The organism is Neobacillus sp. DZ-9 (genome assembly GCF_059587065.1).
The window spans coordinates 577,229-597,691 of the sequence record NZ_JCAIOL010000003.1; the positions used below are offsets into that span (position 1 = coordinate 577,229).

15 protein-coding genes and 1 riboswitch are annotated in these 20,463 nt (G+C 38.6%); of the genes, 2 read left to right on the forward strand and 13 right to left on the reverse strand.

Annotated features, from left to right (window positions below; genetic code table 11):
* Nucleotides 1-98 precede the first annotated feature (98 nt).
* The gene (locus AC59HZ_RS11215; RefSeq protein WP_496545872.1) at nt 99-629 is read right to left on the reverse strand and encodes a TetR/AcrR family transcriptional regulator; all 531 of its coding nucleotides are present in this window, start codon (nt 627-629) and stop codon (nt 99-101) included.
* A gap of 160 nt (nt 630-789) precedes the next feature.
* Nucleotides 790-2,076, reverse strand: a complete 1,287-nt coding sequence (locus AC59HZ_RS11220; RefSeq protein WP_496545873.1) for a glycosyltransferase family 2 protein — start codon at nt 2,074-2,076, stop codon at nt 790-792.
* Nucleotides 2,077-2,577: 501 nt separating this feature from the next.
* On the opposite strand from AC59HZ_RS11220, the gene AC59HZ_RS11225 reads away from it, so the two are divergent.
* On the forward strand, nt 2,578-4,500 hold the full coding sequence (locus tag AC59HZ_RS11225) for an LTA synthase family protein (RefSeq protein ID WP_496545874.1): 1,923 nt from the start codon (nt 2,578-2,580) through the stop codon (nt 4,498-4,500).
* A 94-nt stretch (nt 4,501-4,594) separates the two neighbouring features.
* On the opposite strand, the gene AC59HZ_RS11230 is transcribed toward AC59HZ_RS11225, so the two are convergent.
* The 9 genes from AC59HZ_RS11230 to AC59HZ_RS11270 all read right to left on the reverse strand — a co-directional run bounded on the left by AC59HZ_RS11230 (nt 4,595) and on the right by AC59HZ_RS11270 (nt 16,418).
* Nucleotides 4,595-4,819, reverse strand: coding sequence for a TetR/AcrR family transcriptional regulator (locus tag AC59HZ_RS11230; RefSeq protein WP_496545875.1), 225 nt, complete (start codon nt 4,817-4,819; stop codon nt 4,595-4,597).
* 22 nt (nt 4,820-4,841) lie between these two features.
* Nucleotides 4,842-5,195, reverse strand: coding sequence for a peptide-methionine (S)-S-oxide reductase (locus tag AC59HZ_RS11235; protein ID WP_496545876.1), 354 nt, complete (start codon nt 5,193-5,195; stop codon nt 4,842-4,844).
* A gap of 91 nt (nt 5,196-5,286) precedes the next feature.
* Nucleotides 5,287-5,402, reverse strand: a riboswitch (SAM riboswitch).
* A gap of 117 nt (nt 5,403-5,519) precedes the next feature.
* Nucleotides 5,520-6,554, reverse strand: coding sequence for an electron transfer flavoprotein subunit alpha/FixB family protein (locus tag AC59HZ_RS11240; RefSeq protein WP_496545877.1), 1,035 nt, complete (start codon nt 6,552-6,554; stop codon nt 5,520-5,522).
* Nucleotides 6,555-7,382: an electron transfer flavoprotein subunit beta/FixA family protein gene (locus AC59HZ_RS11245; RefSeq protein ID WP_496545878.1), complete on the reverse strand. Its 828-nt coding sequence runs from the start codon at nt 7,380-7,382 to the stop codon at nt 6,555-6,557.
* 242 nt (nt 7,383-7,624) lie between these two features.
* Entirely contained in the window at nt 7,625-8,941 is a 1,317-nt protein-coding gene (locus tag AC59HZ_RS11250) for a multi antimicrobial extrusion protein MatE (protein ID WP_496545879.1), read from the reverse strand.
* A gap of 77 nt (nt 8,942-9,018) precedes the next feature.
* Nucleotides 9,019-10,599, reverse strand: coding sequence for a response regulator transcription factor (locus AC59HZ_RS11255; protein WP_496545880.1), 1,581 nt, complete (start codon nt 10,597-10,599; stop codon nt 9,019-9,021).
* A 67-nt stretch (nt 10,600-10,666) separates the two neighbouring features.
* Complete coding sequence (locus tag AC59HZ_RS11260; RefSeq protein WP_496546045.1) at nt 10,667-11,938, reverse strand: pectate lyase family protein; 1,272 nt, start codon at nt 11,936-11,938, stop codon at nt 10,667-10,669.
* A gap of 245 nt (nt 11,939-12,183) precedes the next feature.
* The gene (locus AC59HZ_RS11265) at nt 12,184-14,787 is read right to left on the reverse strand and encodes a right-handed parallel beta-helix repeat-containing protein (protein WP_496545881.1); all 2,604 of its coding nucleotides are present in this window, start codon (nt 14,785-14,787) and stop codon (nt 12,184-12,186) included.
* Between the two features lie 95 nt (nt 14,788-14,882).
* Nucleotides 14,883-16,418, reverse strand: coding sequence for a pectinesterase family protein (locus AC59HZ_RS11270; RefSeq protein ID WP_496545882.1), 1,536 nt, complete (start codon nt 16,416-16,418; stop codon nt 14,883-14,885).
* 279 nt (nt 16,419-16,697) lie between these two features.
* On the opposite strand from AC59HZ_RS11270, the gene AC59HZ_RS11275 reads away from it, so the two are divergent.
* Nucleotides 16,698-18,119: a PQQ-dependent sugar dehydrogenase gene (locus tag AC59HZ_RS11275; RefSeq protein ID WP_496545883.1), complete on the forward strand. Its 1,422-nt coding sequence runs from the start codon at nt 16,698-16,700 to the stop codon at nt 18,117-18,119.
* A gap of 1 nt (nt 18,120) precedes the next feature.
* Here the strand turns inward: AC59HZ_RS11275 and AC59HZ_RS11280 are convergent, their stop codons facing one another.
* Together AC59HZ_RS11280 and AC59HZ_RS11285 are read right to left on the reverse strand one after the other, a co-directional pair.
* On the reverse strand, nt 18,121-19,353 hold the full coding sequence (locus AC59HZ_RS11280) for an MFS transporter (protein WP_496545884.1): 1,233 nt from the start codon (nt 19,351-19,353) through the stop codon (nt 18,121-18,123).
* Between the two features lie 30 nt (nt 19,354-19,383).
* Complete coding sequence (locus AC59HZ_RS11285; RefSeq protein WP_496545885.1) at nt 19,384-20,409, reverse strand: ROK family transcriptional regulator; 1,026 nt, start codon at nt 20,407-20,409, stop codon at nt 19,384-19,386.
* Nucleotides 20,410-20,463 lie beyond the last annotated feature (54 nt).

A 20,463-nucleotide genomic window follows, 5' to 3' on the forward strand; every position in this document is an offset into this window, starting at 1 on the left:
CTCTTCACAATAGTCACTATAGCAAGGGATTAGGAAGGGTTCAAAAACCAAAATAGAACGAGTGCATCAAAATAATACATTATCAGCAATTTGTATTATTACAACATCACCTGATTGAAGATTTCGAACAGCTCCTCTTTCTTATAATTATATTCTTTACTAACCCAATTCTGTAAGATGGTCATAAACGAAGTGGCGTATAAGTCACACATAACCTCAGGATACTTCGACTGATTGATTTTTGTTGAAATGGGATCATCCTCTGTTTTTGAATGTTCACGTAAAATATCACTGGCAATTTTAACCATGCTTTTGAAAAAGATATGCCCATCAGACCCCAATAACGTATTTTCAAATAACACAAAATGTTCATCTACATAATCAACCAGTAACTTAAACGTGTCAGAATTACACTCCTTATTTAATTTAATAATCTCTTCAGATAAATGATAAATAAAATCTCTTAGCAAGCTGTATTTATCTTCATAATACCGATAAAAAGACGTGCGATGAATTAATGCATCGTCACATATATCTTGAATCGTGATATGTGAGAATCGTTTCGTTTGTAAAACACGCATAAAACTTTGTATGATTTGACGCCGTGTTCGTTCAGTTGTATAGTTCATGGTACACATCCCTATCAAGAATTCACAAATGAAAACAAAGATTCCCAATTAAATAAGGTCCCATTGTATGGGACCTGTATACTCCGTTCTACATCTATATATTAATCTCAACTACTACATCAGTCTAGTAGTTGGTTTTCACCTAATGCTAACGGTACAATTATCTTAATTCATCCAGAGATTTCGCCACTGTGTGAGCAATTGGTTTCCATTCAACGTCCTTAATCAAGGCTACGATTGAAATAGGAATGTAGGTAACCATAAACAACGGAAAAGTGATTGTATATACGATTTTTTTCCAGCCAGAGCAATGAATTTTCTTCCACTCAGTCAAAGTTGTGATTAGACCCATGATAAACAGTATACTGTAATTATAGACGAAGGATTTTAATATTGTCATACTGATTACATAGAAATTCACTTTTCCATTTATTATTTCAAAAAAACCAGCTATATACAATAAGACACTTACCAGAATGCTGATACAGGTAACGAGAATGGCTGGCAATATTGTCATGGTCATATCATAACATGCAAATCTATTCCCTTTTCCTCGAAAAATACCTCTGAACATTTCCCATCCGTATTTTCCTAATACTTGGTAAAACCCCTTCGCCCAACGTAGTCTCTGATGCCAGGACTGGGAGAAAGTGACTGGCTGCTCGTCATAGAAAATAGCGTTTTTGCAATACCCAATTTGTTCGCCTTTAATGATTTGAGAAATGGTAAACTCGATGTCTTCAGTAAGTAGATGGTGTGTCCAGCCTCCGTTCTCCCTAATAACGTCGGCATGTACTAGAAAACCTGTACCAGAAATAGCACAACTAGAGTTAAGAATCATTCTTGGATGATTGCGATATTCAGCTTCGTGCAGGAACCAAAGTGAATAACCTGCAGAAATCCAATTATGACCGTAGTTCTTGGAGTTTCTATAGCTGGTAATAACCCTGTATCCTTGATTGAAGGTTTTGTTCATTTCCATAATGTAATTCTCATCAAGGAGATTGTCGGCATCAAACACAAAAAATCCTTCATACTTTTCTGTTGAAAATTCCCTTTCAATAATGTTTAACATATAATCGAGGGCATACCCTTTACCAATTTGAGTTTTATTGAAGCGCTCCCTTACAATTGCCCCAGCTTCCTCTGCAATCATGGCAGTTTTGTCGGTACAATTGTCAGCTACAAGGAAAATATCAATCAATTCCTTAGGATACTTCTGGGCTTTAATGCTTTTGATTAGTTGTCCGATAACGATTTCTTCATTTCGTGCTGCGATAATCACTGCGTATTTATTAGGGTGAACATTGCTAGTTCCTGAATTATGATTCTGTTTTGCTTTGAGAGCAACAAGCATGAATACAATCTGATACGAATACACAATTGCAAATAAGAGATAAATGAAGAAATTAATATCATCCGTTATATTCGATATTGCTGAACCCAAGACGTTACCCCCTAGGTAATATCATTTATTTTGCAGCATTCATCACCAGTTGAAATTCCCTTGAAAGAAATTTAAATATGTATTGTATAAATTCGAATTCATAAACTGTCTGGCGACTCCAAAAAATCAAATTAAAAGAAAATCACTAAATATAAGCCCCCCGTCAAATACCATTTTAATAAAAATATATAACAAATCTTTAAATCTAGTGTTAACGCCTGGTTAAGTCTATGTAAAGTTAATAAAAATTCATATTCCAATAAATAAAACTATCCAAATAAGAGTATAATTGTTAGATATTTAGCTTGAACATTTTATAAATGTTCACCACCATTAGCTAGTAAATGCCAAATAAATTGATTAAATTAATGAAATTCTTTTAAACCGTTAATACTGATTTTTGAGTCCTTTATCTTTAGGCCCTGTTATACATGGCTGTTGATGTCTGCTTAAACGGTGTCATGATATAGCCATTATGTGTTGGATTGAGAGGTGAAAAATATGAAAAAAACTGTTAATAACTATCTAGTTTTATTTGTCATTGCTGTATTTTTGTTCAGCATAAAAACGTATATCGCTTACCAACTTAATTTTAAATTGGGCATCGACAATAATTTTCAAAGGTTTTTATTATTCTTCAATCCTATCAGTTCTTCACTTTTCTTTTTAGGGTTCGCTTTCATTTCCAAAAGGAATTTTACCCTTGTATTGATTGGAATCCAATGTTTCTTGTCTCTTTTATTGTATGTCAATATAGTTTATTACCGTTTTTTCAATGATTTTATTACTGTCCCAGTATTGCTTCAGGCAAAATTTAATGCATCAGAATTAGGGGATAGTGCTGCAGGTTTGATGTCTTTCTTCGATATTTTTTATTTTACCGATACAATCCTCTTGATAGTTCTTGCCGGCACCAAATATAAACAGTTGAAAAATGAAAAGCGGATCACCTTCAAATTCGTTTTGATGTTATCTATCACCGTTTTTTTTGTAAATTTAGCACTGGCAGAAAAAGACCGGCCGCGACTTTTATCCCTCTCATTTGATCGGAATTATATTGTTAAATACCTAGGTGTGTACAATTATACTATCTTTGATATGATTCAATATTTACATTCATCAAGTCAACGTGTCTTCGCATCCGATAGCAATGTTATAAATGTGGTCAACTACCGAAAAGCATCCTATACCCCTCCCAATCCAGATCTCTTTGGAAAGGCGAAGGGAATGAACATCATACTTGTTTCAATGGAATCATTGCAAAATTTTATCATTGATTTTAAATTGCCGAACGGACAACCTGTCACACCCTTTTTGAATTCATTGGCTCATGATGGCCATACCTTTTATTTTGATCATTTTTATCACCAAACAGGACAAGGGAAAACGTCTGACGCGGAGTTTTTAATTGAAAATTCGCTATACCCCCTGAATCAAGGCGCTGTGTTTATAAACAAAGCACAGAACACCTATCAAGCAACTCCTGCAATTTTAAAAGGATACGGATACAATTCGGCAGTTTTTCACGGAAACTATAAGACATTCTGGAACCGAAATGTGATGTATAAGGCATTAGGATATGACCAGTTTTTTGACGGTTCTTATTACAGCATGACATCGAAAAATATAAAAAATTTCGGAATGAAGGACAAGCCCTTTTTTGCCGAAAGCATACGGATGCTTGAAAGTTTAAATCAACCGTTTTACACAAAGTTCATTACACTTTCAAACCATTTTCCATATGAGATTGATCCTGCGGATACAGATTTCCCAAAAGGAGATTTTGGGGACTGGGCGTTAGATCAATACATCCAATCCGCGCACTATATGGATGAAGCATTGAAACAATTCTTTGATGCTCTGAAAAGTGATGGATTATATGATAAGTCGGTGATCGTTCTTTATGGGGACCATTATGGTCTCTCCAGTAACAATTATCCTGCCCTGGCAAAAGCCCTTGAGGAGGACAAAATTACACCGGTAATGGATACTAATCTTCAGAGGGTTCCATTATTCATTCATGTTCCAGGTGTTAGTGGCGGATTGCAGCATCAAGTAGGCGGGGAAGTTGACGTGCGACCGACTCTTCTTCATCTTCTTGGAATCGATACAAAAGATTATATCGAATTTGGCTCCGATCTATTATCGCCACAGCACCGAAATTGGGTTGCTTTTAGAAATGGGGACTTTGTCTCATCGAAAGTGATACAATCAGGGGGAATATGCTATAGCGTGACTACGGGGACTCTTTTTTCTGATGAAAAGGCATGCAATAACACCAGAAACAGAGTGGAAAATGAACTCAAGATATCAGATATCGTCGTAAATCAAGATTTGCTTCGTTTTTATCATCCGAGTGGTTTTAAAAAAATCAACCCAAGCGAATATGAATATCTGGGCCCGAAAAAGAAAAAGGGAACTTAGCTTTATCAGAAGGGATAAAACAATTGGGATAGAGGTTCATCGTCTATCCCTTTCAATTTAATTATAATCGTAGAATCTTATATATTTTTTAAATTCATCCTGTGTGTACATACTTAATTAATAATCTCTTCAGATAATGATAAATAAAATCTCTTAGCAGGCTGTAATTATTTTCATAATACCGATAAAAAGACGTGCGATGAATTAATGCATCGTCACATATATCTTGAATCGTGATATGTGAGAATCGTTTCGTTTGTAAAACACGCATAAAACTTTGTATGATTTGGCGCCGTGTGCGCTCGGTCGTATAGTTCATAGTTCACATCCCTATCATGAATTCAAAAGCTAATATGCTCCCATACTGGAGTAATTTCTGTAATAATTTCATTTTTATATAGTTGTTGGAGGTCGTTTTTCTTTTGTTTCGCTACTGTTACTTGATGAAGATCAGCAAAGAAAATGAAGGATTGATTTTTAAATTGCTGACCTTTTCTAGATGTAGGGTCATGTAAGTCAAAAAACAATTCTACTATTTCATCATAAGATACCTTCCAAGGATTAAACCATATTTCTACTATCTTCACATTTGAGTCTTTTAGATGTCCTGTTCGAACCTTTTCAATCCCACGAAATCCTGTAATAAATGCTTTTTGACTAAAAAATTCGCTTGCACCAAACACTGCTCTTTCCATTTAATATCGCTCCTCCTGAGCGATAAGCCTTCTTACCATTCAAAAAACCTCTCTTTGATATAAAGAGAGGTTGGTATGATGAAATACTTTTCTCTCATCTTTCAAAGGTTAACACCTTTGCAGGAATTAGCACCGTTTCAAGTCAATATTTTGACTGATGGTTGCCGGGTATCATAGGGCCTGTCCCTCTACCACTCTGGATAAGAAGTTTATCGCTATTTATTTTTATTAACAATAACACCCGCTTAAAAGAAATTCAAGTAATAAATAAAAAAACAAAGGTGGGACCTTACTAACCCCACCTTTCTGTTTTACAAAATTACTTCATCCTTCGCTGCTACTGCTTACCTTTTCTCTAGATAAAGCATTTTGAAACTGTTCGATTAGTATAGGAACGATCTCAAAGGCATCGCCAACAATTCCGTAATGACAGTTTTGAAAAATAGGAGCATCTTTATCCTTATTAATGGCAATAATTAAACCGGAATTTTTCATACCCACAATATGTTGAATCGCACCAGAAATTCCGATTGCAAAATAAATTTTTGGCGTCACAGTCACACCGGTTTGCCCTACTTGATGTGCGTGTTCTATCCAACCTGCTTCCACCACATCTCGGCTGGCACCAACCGCTCCTCCGACGGATTTCGCCAATTGATGGATTAACTGAAATCCCTCGAAACTCCCTAAGCCTTTCCCGCCGGCAACAATGATGTCAGCTTCGTCGATTCTAACTTTCTTTACCGTCTCCTTTACTATTTCTAAGACTTTTGTCCGAATATCTTCTTCCTTTAGGGATATTGTTTCTTCAACGATCTTCCCTGTTCTTCCAGGTTGAGGAGGCAGCGCCTTCATGACTTTGGCGCGAACCGTTGCCATTTGCGGTCGGTATTTTTTACACAAAATGGTTGCCATAATATTTCCGCCAAATGCCGGTCTGCTCGCCAAGAGTAACCCCGTTTCCTCTTCTACATCTAGCTCTGTCGTATCCGCCGTCAAACCTGTCGGCATATCGGTGGCAACTGCGCTTGCCAGGTCTTTTCCCGTTGAGGTAGCCCCGAAGAGGATAATTTCTGGTTTATATTTTTCCGTGCAATCCAGCAGCGCCCTCATGAAGGACTCAGTTCGGTAATCTTTAAAGATGGGTTGGTCATAGACATACACTTTATCTGCTCCGTATTCAAATACGGTTTTTGTTAAATCTTTAACATTTTCACCGATTAAAATGCCGGCCAATTCCACTCCCCGTTTGTCTGCCAACTTCCTTCCAGCACCCAATAGTTCAAGGGATACAGAAGCAACCACACCATCCTTTTGTTCAATGAATACCCAAACACCTTGGTAATCTTTGAAATCCAATTACATTTCCCCCTTCACTTCAAACAGTTCTCGCTTTTCAAGCACGACAGAAAGCAACTGCTCCACTTGTTCCCGTGGATTGCCTTCAAGGAATGTTCCCCCTGCTGGTTTTTGCGGAGCCCATACTTTGGAAACAATCGTTGGGGATCCCTTCAAACCAAGCTGCTTAATATCAACCCCTTCCAGGTCATCAACAGACCAGATATGCGGTTTGTATCTAGCAGCTTTAATCATGTTTGGCAGCGGGGAATATGGCACTTCATTGATTGTTTTTTCTACAGAAAACAAACATGGCAGTGTGGACTTGACGACTTCATATCCGTCCTCCAATTTGCGATGGACAATGGCATATCCTTCTTCTTGATTTATTTCCTCCACTTTGTTCACGGAAGTCAGCGGTGGAATATCCAGCCTTCTTGCTATTCCTGGTCCGACTTGCCCGGTATCTCCATCAATGGACATTTTGCCGCAAATAATCAAATCAACTGGCATCGTTTTGGCAATTTTTTCAATCGCCTTTGTCACGGCATAGCTCGTTGCCAATGTATCCGCACCCGCAAACCGGCGGTCGGTGATCAAATACCCCTCATCGGCGCCAATTTCAATACACGTTTTGATCGCGTTAACAGCTGGAGGCGGCCCCATCGTGACAACGGATACGATTCCCCCATACCTTTCCTTTAGCCGAACGGCCTCTTCAACCGCATGAGCATCATATGGATTCAATATCGCAGGTGCCGTCCTGCGGTCCATCGTGTTTGTTTTAGGATTCATCTTGATAATTTTGGTATCAGGTACTTGCTTGATACAGGCTACAATATGCAGCATTTTACCCCTCCCTTATAATCAAAAGCACATGGTTTATTACTTACCATGCCGGCTTTTTTCTGGCTAATAAGCCTTTTTATGCCCGTTTACTTTTACTTTATTAAAAGAGATGTCCTAACATTCGAAATTTCTGACAGATATATCTATAAATATTGCAAATAAAAGACCAAAACAAAAAAACGCACGAGTGAGAGAGGAGCCATGCGCGATAAAAATGTTCAAGTTAACATATTTTGAAAAAATTAAATAGTCTTCTGTTCTGTTACTTGAGGGATTTTTTGCCTGCGAGATATTACGAAGTAAACAGCAATCAAGCCGATTAATTCACCTGTCGAAGCTGCAATAGCACCTGCACTGCCATTAAGTGCCGGATTCCAAAATACTAACGGAATAATTACGAGGACCACAGCGACCATATCAAAAATTTGCGGTTTTAATAGAGATTTTGTACTTTTTTGAAGCATAAGAATGCCCCCGAAGTAATCCACCCAAGGAAATACCAATGTTTTAATGATAAAAAATTTCAATACATACAGACTTTCAGCTGCCAGTGTCATGTCTGCACCTAGCACCGTTCTCATAAACCAAGGGCCGGCAGCTGTAAAACAAAGAAATGCCAGCAAAACAGATGGAACGATACTGAAAACAATCACGCATTTTATAACCGTTCGTTTGTCTTTTTCATAGAATTGCAGGACAATCTGATGAGTGTACATAAAAAAGCTGAGTATCAAGTTGGTAATGCTATAAGCCAATGCGAAGGAGGCAATCCCTAAATGTACATCTTGAATTTTCCCAAGGAATGCGTAAATGATCGGGATTAAGATTGTTTGGAAGGATAAATAAAAAACTAACGGAAAATAAAAATTAGAAATTTCTTTTTGTCTTAATGTTGTTTCAGTTTCCTTATCGTTATCTTTAACTATCGAATTCCCCCGCCAGACACTAATGAAGCACTCGATTGCCATACCTGCTAAAAAGATGATCGCACCTGCAGCACTTGTATTTGCATGATGAGATAAATTCAAATAAGCGGCGACAGCAAACATACCTGCCAACCGAACAACGACGCCAATGGTTAACCATTTTGTTTCCAGCTTATTAATAATCATTCCCTGATATAAACAGCGGAGACCGGAAAATAAGATGACGCCTGAAAGAACGAGAAAGGTTACCCTCAAGGAAGCCATAGATTCAGCTTCGGCATTAAAGCCATATTTAAACACCAATTCCCCAAGCCGAGTGAGACCAATTAATGAACAAAGAGCTGTTATTGTAAGCGAAACCTTGATAAAAAAAGCAGCAATTTTGTTGAAGGAAGCTTTCCCTTTTGCTAATGCTGAGCTCGTTTGTCTAAAAACTAAGACGGGACGTTCAAGGATTCCAAATAAAGAAAAGGCAATAGCGTAATTGGCAATAATGGCCTCAGCATGGTCGGCCCTGCTCAAGGTTCCATTTATAATCACATGAGAAATGGACGTTAGACTTGCAGATACGGCCAATGGAATAAAAAATATCAGTATCCTAATAAAACTGGAATCCTTCAATATCTTTGGCAATGTAATTTTTCCACCCCTTTCATCTCCGTTTTTTTACAGGGTCATTTATTTTTATCTCGAGTTCCGAAATAATATGACTATTTTAGCTTCTTAAATTCGATTGGCGAAAAACCCGTATATTTTTTAAAACTGCTGCTGAAATATTGGGGGTTAGAGTATCCTAACATTCCAGCTACCTCATAGGTTTTCAAATCTGTTTTCTGAAATAACTCCATAGCCTTCTCCATCCTCGTTTCAAGGAGAAAATCTCCAAAGTTGAAGCCTTTCTCTACTTTAAAAAGATTACTCAGATAGGCCGAGTTCACATGAACTTCTTCAGCCACTGTTTGGAGACTTAAATTGGCTACATTGTAATTGTCGCGAATGAATTCAATCGCCTTATCAACCAGTGTGTGCTTTCGATTTCCATTTAGTCTTTTTACAAAGTCAGCTAAATCGACAGCAATTATTTTAATCTCGGAAAAGATCTCATCGATGGTCTGCAATTTTACTAGCCTGCTCTCGATATTACCGAATTTTGTATAGTCCCAGTTTTTTGCTATTTTAGATGATTCATAAAAAATTAATCCAATGTGCCTAACCGCAAACAAAACCATTTCCTGCAGGGATACTTTTTTATTTGTCAGAAGTTCATTTTTAGCATTCTCTAATAGCTCCGTCACTTTTTCCGGAAGTCCCAGGGAAATATATCTGAAAAAATCTTCTTCAATCTTTAATTGTTCAGCCACTTCCGCACACTCTAAAGTTTCAATTTCTTCAATAGAATACGCACGATTGATACCTACCATATGACGAAAATCCATCGCTTTTACTGCTTCTCGAAAGGCGCATCTAAGGTGTGCCAATTCATGATAGATTCTTCCCCTTGTAATCGTAATGGTCGTATGAAGCTTTTCTTGTACTGTTGAAAGGAATTCACTGGTTATATTGGTAATTGAATGAGTAAAATCCTCTGCCAGTAAAGCGGACCCAAATAGAAAGACAGCAAAATGCTCGGTTTCAGCGTTAACAACACAGCCTTTAATTTTATAATAATCAAGGATATTTCTGCCGTGCTCCATAATACAGTCCTTTACCGTCTCCATTTTGTGGAGGGAGCCAAAATCTGTTTGGTCCATTTTGACGTACAGTACCGCACCAATTGTCTCCTTAGGCTCCATTCCTACTATTCTTAGCTCTTTAACAATTTCATCGTTCGTAAGGCCGTTAAGACTTAACCTTTTAAGTAATTGCTGCTGAAAATAATATTGGCTTTCGGTGATATAATTTTCTTTTCGCAGCTCTAGCTCTAATTCGATTGCAGCTTGTTTCAGCTTTTCAATCAATTCACTAGTTTCCACTGGTTTAAGGAGGTAATCATAAGCTTTTAATTTAATTGCCTCTTGGGCATATTTAAAATTTTCATAACCCGTTAAAAATATCACTCTTGTTTTGGGATTATGTTCTTTGATCACCTTAGTCATTTCTAGTCCATTCATAAAAGGCATTTGAATATCGGATATAACAATGTGTGGATCATGCTCTTTTATAATTTCCAGACCTTGTTCACCATCGGCACCTACTCCAACCAAGTCAAATCCATATTCCGTCCATGGTATAACACTGGATAATCCTTTACGGATAATTCGATCGTCATCAACTATTGCTACCTTATACATTTTCCCATCATCAACCTTCCAGATAAAACAGCTAGAACCCATAATCATTTTATGGGTTCTTTACCGTCTATTTTAGTTTGCCAGTACCTGCCTTAGCTTTTACCAGCGCTGGAACAGCCTGTGTCGGATCAATTCTTGTAAATAAGGATGGTTCCCAGCCAACATTTTCATTTAGCTGGACGGTATGTGATCGATTAAATGCATCGACTAAATCGACTTCATTTGCAGAGCTTTTTCCATTGACAAAAGATCCGCTTTCATAAATTGAAGTGCCCTTCCAATCCTTGATAATTTCTCCTGGATCAACATCATAATCAAAATTAAAATAATTGTTCTCTGCATAAATTTTTGAGTTTACGCCAACTCCAAGAGCATAATCAAACTTGTAATCTGAGTCGTTATTAAACTCATAATAATTGTTGTAAACATGGACTTGGCCATAACGGACCCTTGGAAGACGCTGTGTGAGGTTTTTGTAATAGTTATGGTGAATCGTGACCTTTAAGTGTCCCTCATCGGTCTTCTTACTATCACTGGAACCGATTAGCGAGGTCTTGTCATGATCTTCTAACACATTGTAAGAAATCGTCACATAATCAGCGCCATTCGTGACATCAAGCAAGCCGTCATGCTGCTGATAGGTTCTTCCAAAAACTTTTCCGAAATCCTCATCATGATGTTTTCCATCAGTAAACTTGTTATGGTCAATCCAGACATTGTGCGAGTTATTTGTTACCGTTACATTATCATATTCGGAGTTCCATTCACCAAACTCCCCGTCTGTAGGATCCCATTGCGGGAAGAAATCAACAGGTGCTTCAAATTCGATATTGCGGATAATGATATTCTCCACTCCGCTCATAATAAAGCTGCCGCCGATGATTTTGGCATCATCGCCCAGTCCAATAATGGATGTGTTTGAGCCGATATTCACAACTATCTGCTCTTTTTGTTTCTGAGCGGAGCGGGCACGTGCATTCTCGAGAGAACCGGACACTTCTTTTTCGTGTCCCCATACTTCAGGTTTATAGGCTTCTAGATAGGCATTATAGTCATAAGCTGGGTCTGCATAATATTCAGATCCGATTGGTTGATTATTCTCATCAACATTAAAGTCAATACTCCCTTTGATATAAATGATTTTAGGAGTATTATAGTTACCGCCGCCAAGAGCATTAAGTAGTTCGGCTTTGTTGGTTACAGTAAAAACATGATTTGCAGCGGCGTTTGCTCCGCCAGTCGTCCCCGTTGCATAGGCGGCCCAGCCATCTTTCGGTGCCAGTACTTCCCTTCCCAAATCAGATGAAGCTGCTGAAACCGACGAAATTCCTATTGCCATTAAAGAGACTGCCAAAAGACTACTAAATGTTTTTTTCACCCAGAACATTCCTTTCATCGTCAAAATCAACACTTTTTATAATAGTTTCACATTTCTCATTTTATCGGAAAACGCTTACACAAAGAATTCAATATCTTTAGCAGTTTGTTTGATATTTTTAGATTTCGAAATATTTTAAATATTGTTTAAGAGGGCAAGACAAAAGAAGGCAGCTTTGAAAAGCTGCCTTCTTTTACACTATCCGTTTATTTTAATCCTGGGGGCATTTGTTTTACATGGATGTCAAACTTTGCCTCCAATCCATGGTAAGAAGCAGTAACGGAAGTTTTCCCTTTCTCCCCTGCTCGAAGATTGCCTCCCCGGTCTACTGAAGCAATCGAGATATTACCACTCTTGAACTGAACTCCTGGGGATAAAACTTTTTCAGAGCCATCAAAGAATCTAGCAACAACAACCAGTTTACCTGTTTCCCCTTCTCTTAGAGTATCAGGGCCTTCCAGGCAAATGGACACAGGATCTGCTGGAAGTGCGCCAACATAGCCTTTATTGGTACCCTCACTATTTAGGAAACTATCAGGAGAGATGCGAGGAAAGCTGCCATATAGGATGTTTCCATCTATATCTCTATCAAACTTGCCTGGTATCTCAACACTGACAAAGTCTTTAGAAGTAACGACATTCCCCTCTTTGTTGGATGTTTTGGATCCGTCAAAGAAGAAATTCGTGCTATCATTGTCACCTGAAATAAAATCTTTTACCGCACCGGAAGCAGTTCGATAGGAAAGGTTGTTCTTAAAAGTCCCTTGCTCTTCGGCGGTGAAGTATGGATTGATCCGAAACACATAGTTAAATCGTTTATTATTAAAAGCTGTGTTATTTTCAACAACCATCTTACCTGGATTAAAATTGTCAGTAAAACCGTCCATATTATTATCAAAAGCAATATTGTTTCGAACAATATGAGCAACAGGCAATCCTTCCCCACCGAGCTTAAACCCATTACCAGCGTTGCCATCTTTGTTATAACCATTGCTCAGTTTACCGTTTGAGTAGGCAATATTTCCTTCTAGGGTTATTGGCATATTCGCGCCTTCATTCGTCCGATTGTACAAATCCCAGCCATCATCTATATTATGATGGGCGATGTTACCTCTAAAGACATTTCCGACACCGACACCCAGCTTGGCGGCAAATCCGTCTGCATTTTCATCGGAAAGGTCTCGGTTATCATGTGATTCACAATTTAAGATCAAATTATACTTCGGCCATAAATCTGGATTGGAACCACTTCCGCTAATTTGCAGACCTGTATCTCCGTTATAATTGAACAGCATTTGCTCGACTACATTATGGTCACCGCTCACTCTCATTCCGCCAGTTGACGCCTTCGTGATCTGAATGCCAATCAAGTGCCAGTAATCTCCATTTAATTGCAGGACATTACTAAGTTTCCCTTGCCCATCAATCACTACTTTTTCACCATTGTAAGCCCTTAACGTTTTCACTTTTTCTTTAGAACCACTATATTCCTTCTTAATATTAATGATAGAAGACGGGGTATATGTACCCTCACGCATGTAAATGGTTTCACCAGGTATAGCGAATTTAATGGCCGTTTCCAGGTCTACTGGATCATCAATTGTTCCTTTGGCAGAACTAGTCCCTTTGGGAGATACAAACAAGCCTGCCCCGTTCGTATAAATTTTCTTTATTACGGTAAGATTTTTGGTGATGGGTGAGGTGGATGGCCCTTCATTTGGTGTAAAGGTGACGGTAAAATCGGTGGTTTCGTTATCCAATACTGTACTGAACAAATATACTTGATCCTTTTGAACCGCTGCCCCGCTCACAACTTCTTCCCCATCTTTTAATACTGAAATGGTACCTTTATAATTGGCAAGTGCTTTCAGATCATACTGCTGTGAACCAGATTCCGGCGCCGAAAGTAAATTCATTGCTGGTTTGTCTGGAACAGGATCCGTTGGCGGTGTGGGTACAGTATGTGCCTCACTAAGAGTCAGCTTTGCATTCTGAATGGTCATTTTGGCATTTCTAGCTGCATAAAAACCAACATACATATTATCCTTGTCCATCACTTGAACAAGATCGGCTCCTTTGACTCTTTGTTCAAATGTTTTTTCTTCAGCCAATTGAGTGAAGGTAGCAGACATGATAAATTCTGTGTCAGTCCGCTCCAGTCTTACCTTAACAGGTGTTCCAACAGGAAGTTTATATTTTGAATCTGTTGTAAAGGGAGAGGCTTTTAATTGGCTTCCAAGATTGCCCCATGGATAAACGACACCAGTCCTGTAAATTGGAGCTACACCATTGCGCATCATCCCGACTCCGAAAACATTGGAAGCAGCCGGAACCTCTTCATAACCAAGGATCATTGGGTCTTGCCGCGGTGCACCAATCGTGTCCCTGACCATAATCCCGGCACTTTCCTGACCATTTGGTCCAGCCCCTGTTTCCGGACCGAACTGTTCAATGGTCATGTCCGCCTCCAAGACAAAGTTATCTGTATTAGGATTGAGCTTTGTATAATAGAATGTCAACCCATCGTGTCCAGGAGCCAGCTTTCCTCCCCTGCTCTCCAAGGTAATTTTTCCATCAATGGTGCCTGGCTTTTCCGGTGCTGCATAGTTTGTACCAATTTTTTCAGGCAAAACATTCGCGGCAAAATTCAAATCGGTAGACTGGCCAAATGTTACACTTTGCCACACTAAATTCTCACTTTGGGCGGTGTCCTCCTTCCCGCCTGTTTCTTCTGCAAATGCAGCAGGAATGCTGCTGAAAAGGAAAGGCAAGGCAAGTAAAACATTTCGAATTTTTTTGAATGCCTTCAAATCTATCACTCCCAATTCATTTTAATAACCCTAATTTGGGCAATTTCATCAGCTTTTTTCTCATACGTCTCTTCTGTATTCTCTTTTTTTAAAAGTTACTCTTTAGGATTCCAGCCTTTCAGAACATTTTCAATGGTATAAAGTTTGGCCTCTTCGTCGGACAGTTGCCTGCGGTCCTCATTGATGACAGCTCCCGGACCATAATTTTTGTATTCATAAAATCTCGCGTCTTTATAAGAAAAACCTGACATATCAGTCCAGCCTTGCGCAATGATATGTGGCCCGAGATAACTATTCATAAAAACTACACTTCCGATGGCATTAGGATCACCGCTTGGATGCCAAGGCCTGCCCAAATAAACGGTACCTGCCGGAGAATTGCTTAACAGCTTTGAGTTCAGGAATAAGTATCCATAAGGCTCCGTATTCAATGTACTGGCAGCGGTTACAAATCCATTATTAGTTGTCGAGCCTCGGTCAAGAGAAAAAATCTCACATTCTTCGAAGACGGCACTAGAACGCCCAAAAATGAAATCAACATCACCCTCGATATAAGATTGGTAGAAATATTGTGTTCCGCCATTTACATACAAGGTGTCCTGATTCCCAATAAACCGGGAATTTTTAAACGTTTGACGGTCTCCTCTTGCGTAAACCGCAACAGCCTGCTTATTGTTAACATTCACACTTTGCTCATCAAATGAATTTTCAAACGTAAGGCTTTCAGCGGTAAAATCATCTCCATAGATATAAACGCTGGCACTTCCGGTTGTCCCATAGGTTCCGCCTTCAGGCTTTGCCTTACCAGAGTAGTTATCATAAGTTAAGACGGTCCCGGAAGCGTTTTCACCTTTGAGGTGAATAAAAGGCTTATCCTTAGGAATGGTCACAAGCTCCTTGTATATACCATTTTCGATAAACACTTCCACTTTTTCGGTATTATTAGCAGGAACCGCATCAATTGCACCCTGGACCGTAGTATAATCTGCCAGGCCGTCCTTGGATACCGTCAATATATTCGGTATTTCGTTCAACTGCGGTGTAATATCTTTGAGCTTTCTGTGATCATTGATCATTAAAGTATTTCCACTGATATCTTTGGAGTCTTCCTTAACTACTGAGGCTACAATTTTGTCTTCCATGATGAAGGATTCTGAATTAATGGGGAGTTCGGATTCATAAAAAATGACAGTTTGACCTTCTTTATTTTCAGCGATTGCTGCTCTTTTCACTACAAGACTTTCTCCATTATTAAATAAAGAGACGTCATTTACGTTTATGGATTCTAGCTTTCTGTCAAAAGTTACCGCTATCAGGTTATGACCAATGGAATCCACTTCTTTGATTTTAACTTTATTTCCTGGCGGATAAACTTTCGAAGTTTCTGTTTCCATCTCTTCCGCTGCTATCCCTAACATTTTTAACTTTTTCATATGAAGTCCGCTAATTAATTGAGAAGCATCCATGACGGTAATCTCGGTTACAGAAGCATTAGCGGAGGATTCCATATAGTTAGGTGATTCCACAGCTGACTCAGCATAACTGTAAACTGGATGAAAACCACTTAACATTGCGACCAATGTCACTGAAGAGAGCACCATTTTTTTATTTCCCTTTTTAAAAACGTCCAATTCTATTCCTTCCTTTCGCAAAGTCTAAGTGTTATTATGCAAGCGAGTTCTTTTTTTGAGAATACAAAATTTTTAGATAATTGTTTTATATTTTTTACTTTTTCAATAAACAGTAAAATAGTTTCAGTTTTATTACTTCATATTTGCCAGACTAATAGTTACAATTACTCATTAAATTTTCTGAAGACAAAAACAGCACCACATCCCTTATTGGTACTGATAGAACTGTTCTAGTCATATTCTTATAAAAGAAATCAATAAGAAGGAGTGGAAGGTCGGGTGAAAAAAGTTAAGGTTCGTTTACGTCCTATTGTTAGTCAGATCAATTTACCCACTGTTTTGAAAACAACGATCCTTCCGGGTGACACAACGGAACGATTATTTATTGCAACCCAGGTAGGTGAGATCTTTTACATAGCAAACTCAAGTTTACGGACTTTTTTAGATATTCGTCCACGAATCATAAAACTTGGGGAGTCCGGCGGTGGTTATGATGAACGGGGATTGCTGGGTCTTGCGTTTCATCCCCAATTTTATTATACCGGTCTATTTTATCTTCATTATTCACTCGATGGAACACAAGGTCCAGGTGCAGGTGCACCAACTGAGGGTTTTAATCCTAACCCGTGTGATCCCAAAACCTTAAACCTAAAGTGGACAAATAGAGAATCTCAATATGATCATATTGATACAGTAGAAGAATGGGTTTTCCAATCAAATGGACAGCCTCAAAAACGACGGACACTACTAAACTTAAGAAGACCATTTATGAATCATAATGGTGTCAATAGTTTAAACTTTTCACCCGAAACAGGGAAACTTGTTTTAACAACCGGGGATGGCGGGTCGGGATATGATCCATTCAATTTAAGTCAGGACAATATGGAAATCGCCGGTAAAATTATTGAAATTGATGTAAGTAAAAATACATTTATCAATAATCCACCTGTAGTCACACGTTTTAATGAACTTCCCGCACCTATTCAGGAAACGCTAACAGTAATGGCCAAAGGGGTCCGCAATATACCAGGCATTTCCTTTCAACGGTTTTATCATCAATTTATCAAATATGTAGGAAATGTCGGACAGGATCTGGTGGAGTCGATTTTTTCATTCGTTCAGTATAAACCAATACCGGTTCCTCAGCTTGTGCAAGCATCTTTAAGTAACACCGAATCTGATCCAGAAGGAATGATTAACTTTGGCTGGCGAGGATGGGAGGGTGCTTTTCCTACATCGATAATTAGGAATTGCACCAACACCCAAGGTTTAGAAGAGAAAACAATTGCTTATTACGATGAAGCAGTCAAAACTTCAGTAAAGCGTCTTCATCCACTTACTAGTTATTTTCATAAAGACCCCCGCCCCGATAAGTTTGGAGGAACTGCCCTTACAGGAGTGCAAGCCTATATGGGGAATGGAATCCCCGATTTAACGGGAAGCGTTGTGTTTACCGATCTTGCCCGAAAAGAAGAATCTCGCCCTCCGGTAAGAGGGGTTTTAGCTTATAGCAGGGTAAGAACAGATGGAAAACTTAATGATTTTAGTGTGATCGAAACCGATTATAATTTTGGAACTCAATCATCTTATTATGTTAATTTGGGAACAAACCTGGATCATACCAAACTATATTTAGGTGTTTATGGCTCTATGAAAGTGACTGATTTTAACCAAGGTACTATTTTTGAAATTGTTTTATGAATTAAATTACGTTAGAGTTTTTATTTTTTTCACTTAATAAATCGAATCTATTCAAAATGGAATTTAATTTTTCAGATCCTAAAAACATTATTGCAATAAAACCCGCAACGACAAATGGGAAGATTCCTATTGTTGAGTGTGCGGCAATGAAACCAAGAAGTGGCGGCAGGAACGTACTGCCGGTATAGGCAACAGCCATTTGATACCCCATTATGGTCTGAGAATGTTCCTGTCCAAAACGACTTGGTGTTTCATGTAACATACATGGAAAAATAGGTGCTAATCCTAATCCAACCATAATAAAACCAACTAGTGAGAACGTGGACGGCAATGGCAGGAAAAGAAGCGCCGCACCAGTTAATGCTAGTAGCTGCCCCATCCGAATAAGAGTATGGTTTCCTATTTTTAACGTAATAAATCCTGTTATGAATCTACCAATTGTTATTCCAGCGTAATACAAGGAAACCCATTTTGCCGCTGCTTCTACGGATATATCTTTAACATTTACTAGGAAACTACTTCCCCAGAGACCGATCGTTGATTCTGCGCCACAATAAAACAAGAAAGAGATCAAAGCTAGTTTAACTCCCCTAATTTGAATGGGTTTACGTTTTTTAGCATCTGCTCCATTCAAAACACTATTATTGTTTTCTGACTCATTAGCTGAGATACCATGGTTGTTTCCTCCAACCTTTTTCCATAAAGGCAAAGTGAAGAAAAGAATGACAACTAATGCAAACTGAATACCTGCAATGGCAAGATACCCGCTTCTCCATGAATGTTGCCCTGATAGAAACTGAGCCATAATGACGGGACCAAGTGTAGCTCCCACTCCCCAAAAACAATGAAGCCAGCTCATGTGGTGTGCTTTGTAATGTGATGCTACATAATTGTTTAATCCCGCATCCACTGCACCTGCACCTAATCCAAGTGGTATGGCACAAATAAACAACCAAAAAATCGAGGGAGCAAAATGAAACCCAAGCAGTGCTCCAGCTGTCATAAAACAACTGAAAAAGGTAACAATGCCAGTTCCGAAGCGTTTTAGCACTGCTCCGCTAGCAAAACTGGAAATAATGGTTCCTCCAGCGATTGTCATAAAAAGCAATCCAGCAGTCTCAAGCGGTGCCCCAAATTCCGATTGCATCATAGACCATGACACTCCTAATATGGAATCAGGTAAACCCAAGCTGATAAACGCCAAGTAGATAATAACTAAAAAGAATGTAGCCATAAATAAACACCGCCTTTTTTTAAAAATGTCTTAGCTGCCAATTCCGGTGATCATGAGATCAAGACCAAGACTTTGCAATCCAAATAGATAGTCTTGTTTCCAATCACTCATTATTAGTTCCGGCAGGTGCTCTGCTGGAATATACCTTGAGCTTCGTTCTGCTATGTGGTCTAGGATCAATTGATTGACTTCATCATCGCAAAAGATAATGGTGTGAGGATTAATGATAGCTGTAAAGGAAGCTATTAACCTGCTAATTGCGTCGATTTCATATTCCTCAGATATAAATACTTTCTTCGTCCCGTTTCCATTTCCCAAAGCTTCACCAAAATTTCGGTCATCATACTGTGGAACGAATGTAACCTCTCCTGAAAAATTAGTGCTGCCTCGCACCACAGCTCCATTTACCATAATTCCGGCACCTGGACCATTTTGACCTGAATATAAATAAATCAAAGATTTATTTTTCTTATTTCCCTTACTATCGTGATAACCAAGCACTGCCGCATTCATATCATTTTCTATTACAATAGGGAGTGAAAAACGATTTTCCAAGTATCTCTTCAAATCAAAATTTTGAAGATGTTCATACCCTGGTATATAAATAATCCGTCCATTTTCAACGGAACCAGGTACACCAATGGCTACAGAATTAATTTTCGGATACTTCTCTATTAACTCTTCAACACACTTGGTTAATAATTTTAAATCATCATCTACTAATGCACTTGAGGTTTTTCCCGAGTCCTTTTCTTCTCCTAAACAGTTAAAAACAATATAATTGGTCTCTGTTCTTTCTAAAAAAATGGCCAGCCCCAACATATACTCCGGATTGTATGTATATCTTTTTGCCCTTCTTCCACCGCTCGAATCATCAAGACCAACTGAAATAAGTTCACCGTCCTTTTCCATCTGGGTTAAGAATTTGCTTATTGTCGGGAAACTAATTCCTAATTTATCGCTGAGTTCAACTTTTGTTGCACTTCCATTTTCTAAAAGAGATTTACGAATACCGCGAAGAATTTCCGTTTTCAGCGATTTTGGAGTCGTATTCACAAGGGTCACCACCTGTTAACATGAACTTATTAAAGAGGTTTAATAAGTATACAA

Bases quoted from the DNA above. Each gene is read 5' to 3' on its own strand.
- AC59HZ_RS11215 (WP_496545872.1), bottom strand. From the start codon at position 629: ATGAACTATACAACTGAACGAACACGGCGTCAAATCATACAAAGTTTT.
- AC59HZ_RS11225 (WP_496545874.1), top strand. From the start codon at position 2,578: ATGAAAAAAACTGTTAATAACTATCTAGTTTTATTTGTCATTGCTGTA.
- AC59HZ_RS11230 (WP_496545875.1), bottom strand. From the start codon at position 4,819: ATGAACTATACGACCGAGCGCACACGGCGCCAAATCATACAAAGTTTT.
- AC59HZ_RS11235 (WP_496545876.1), bottom strand. From the start codon at position 5,195: ATGGAAAGAGCAGTGTTTGGTGCAAGCGAATTTTTTAGTCAAAAAGCA.
- AC59HZ_RS11245 (WP_496545878.1), bottom strand. From the start codon at position 7,382: ATGCTGCATATTGTAGCCTGTATCAAGCAAGTACCTGATACCAAAATT.
- AC59HZ_RS11255 (WP_496545880.1), bottom strand. From the start codon at position 10,599: ATGTATAAGGTAGCAATAGTTGATGACGATCGAATTATCCGTAAAGGA.
- AC59HZ_RS11260 (WP_496546045.1), bottom strand. From the start codon at position 11,938: ATGGCAATAGGAATTTCGTCGGTTTCAGCAGCTTCATCTGATTTGGGA.
- AC59HZ_RS11280 (WP_496545884.1), bottom strand. From the start codon at position 19,353: ATGGCTACATTCTTTTTAGTTATTATCTACTTGGCGTTTATCAGCTTG.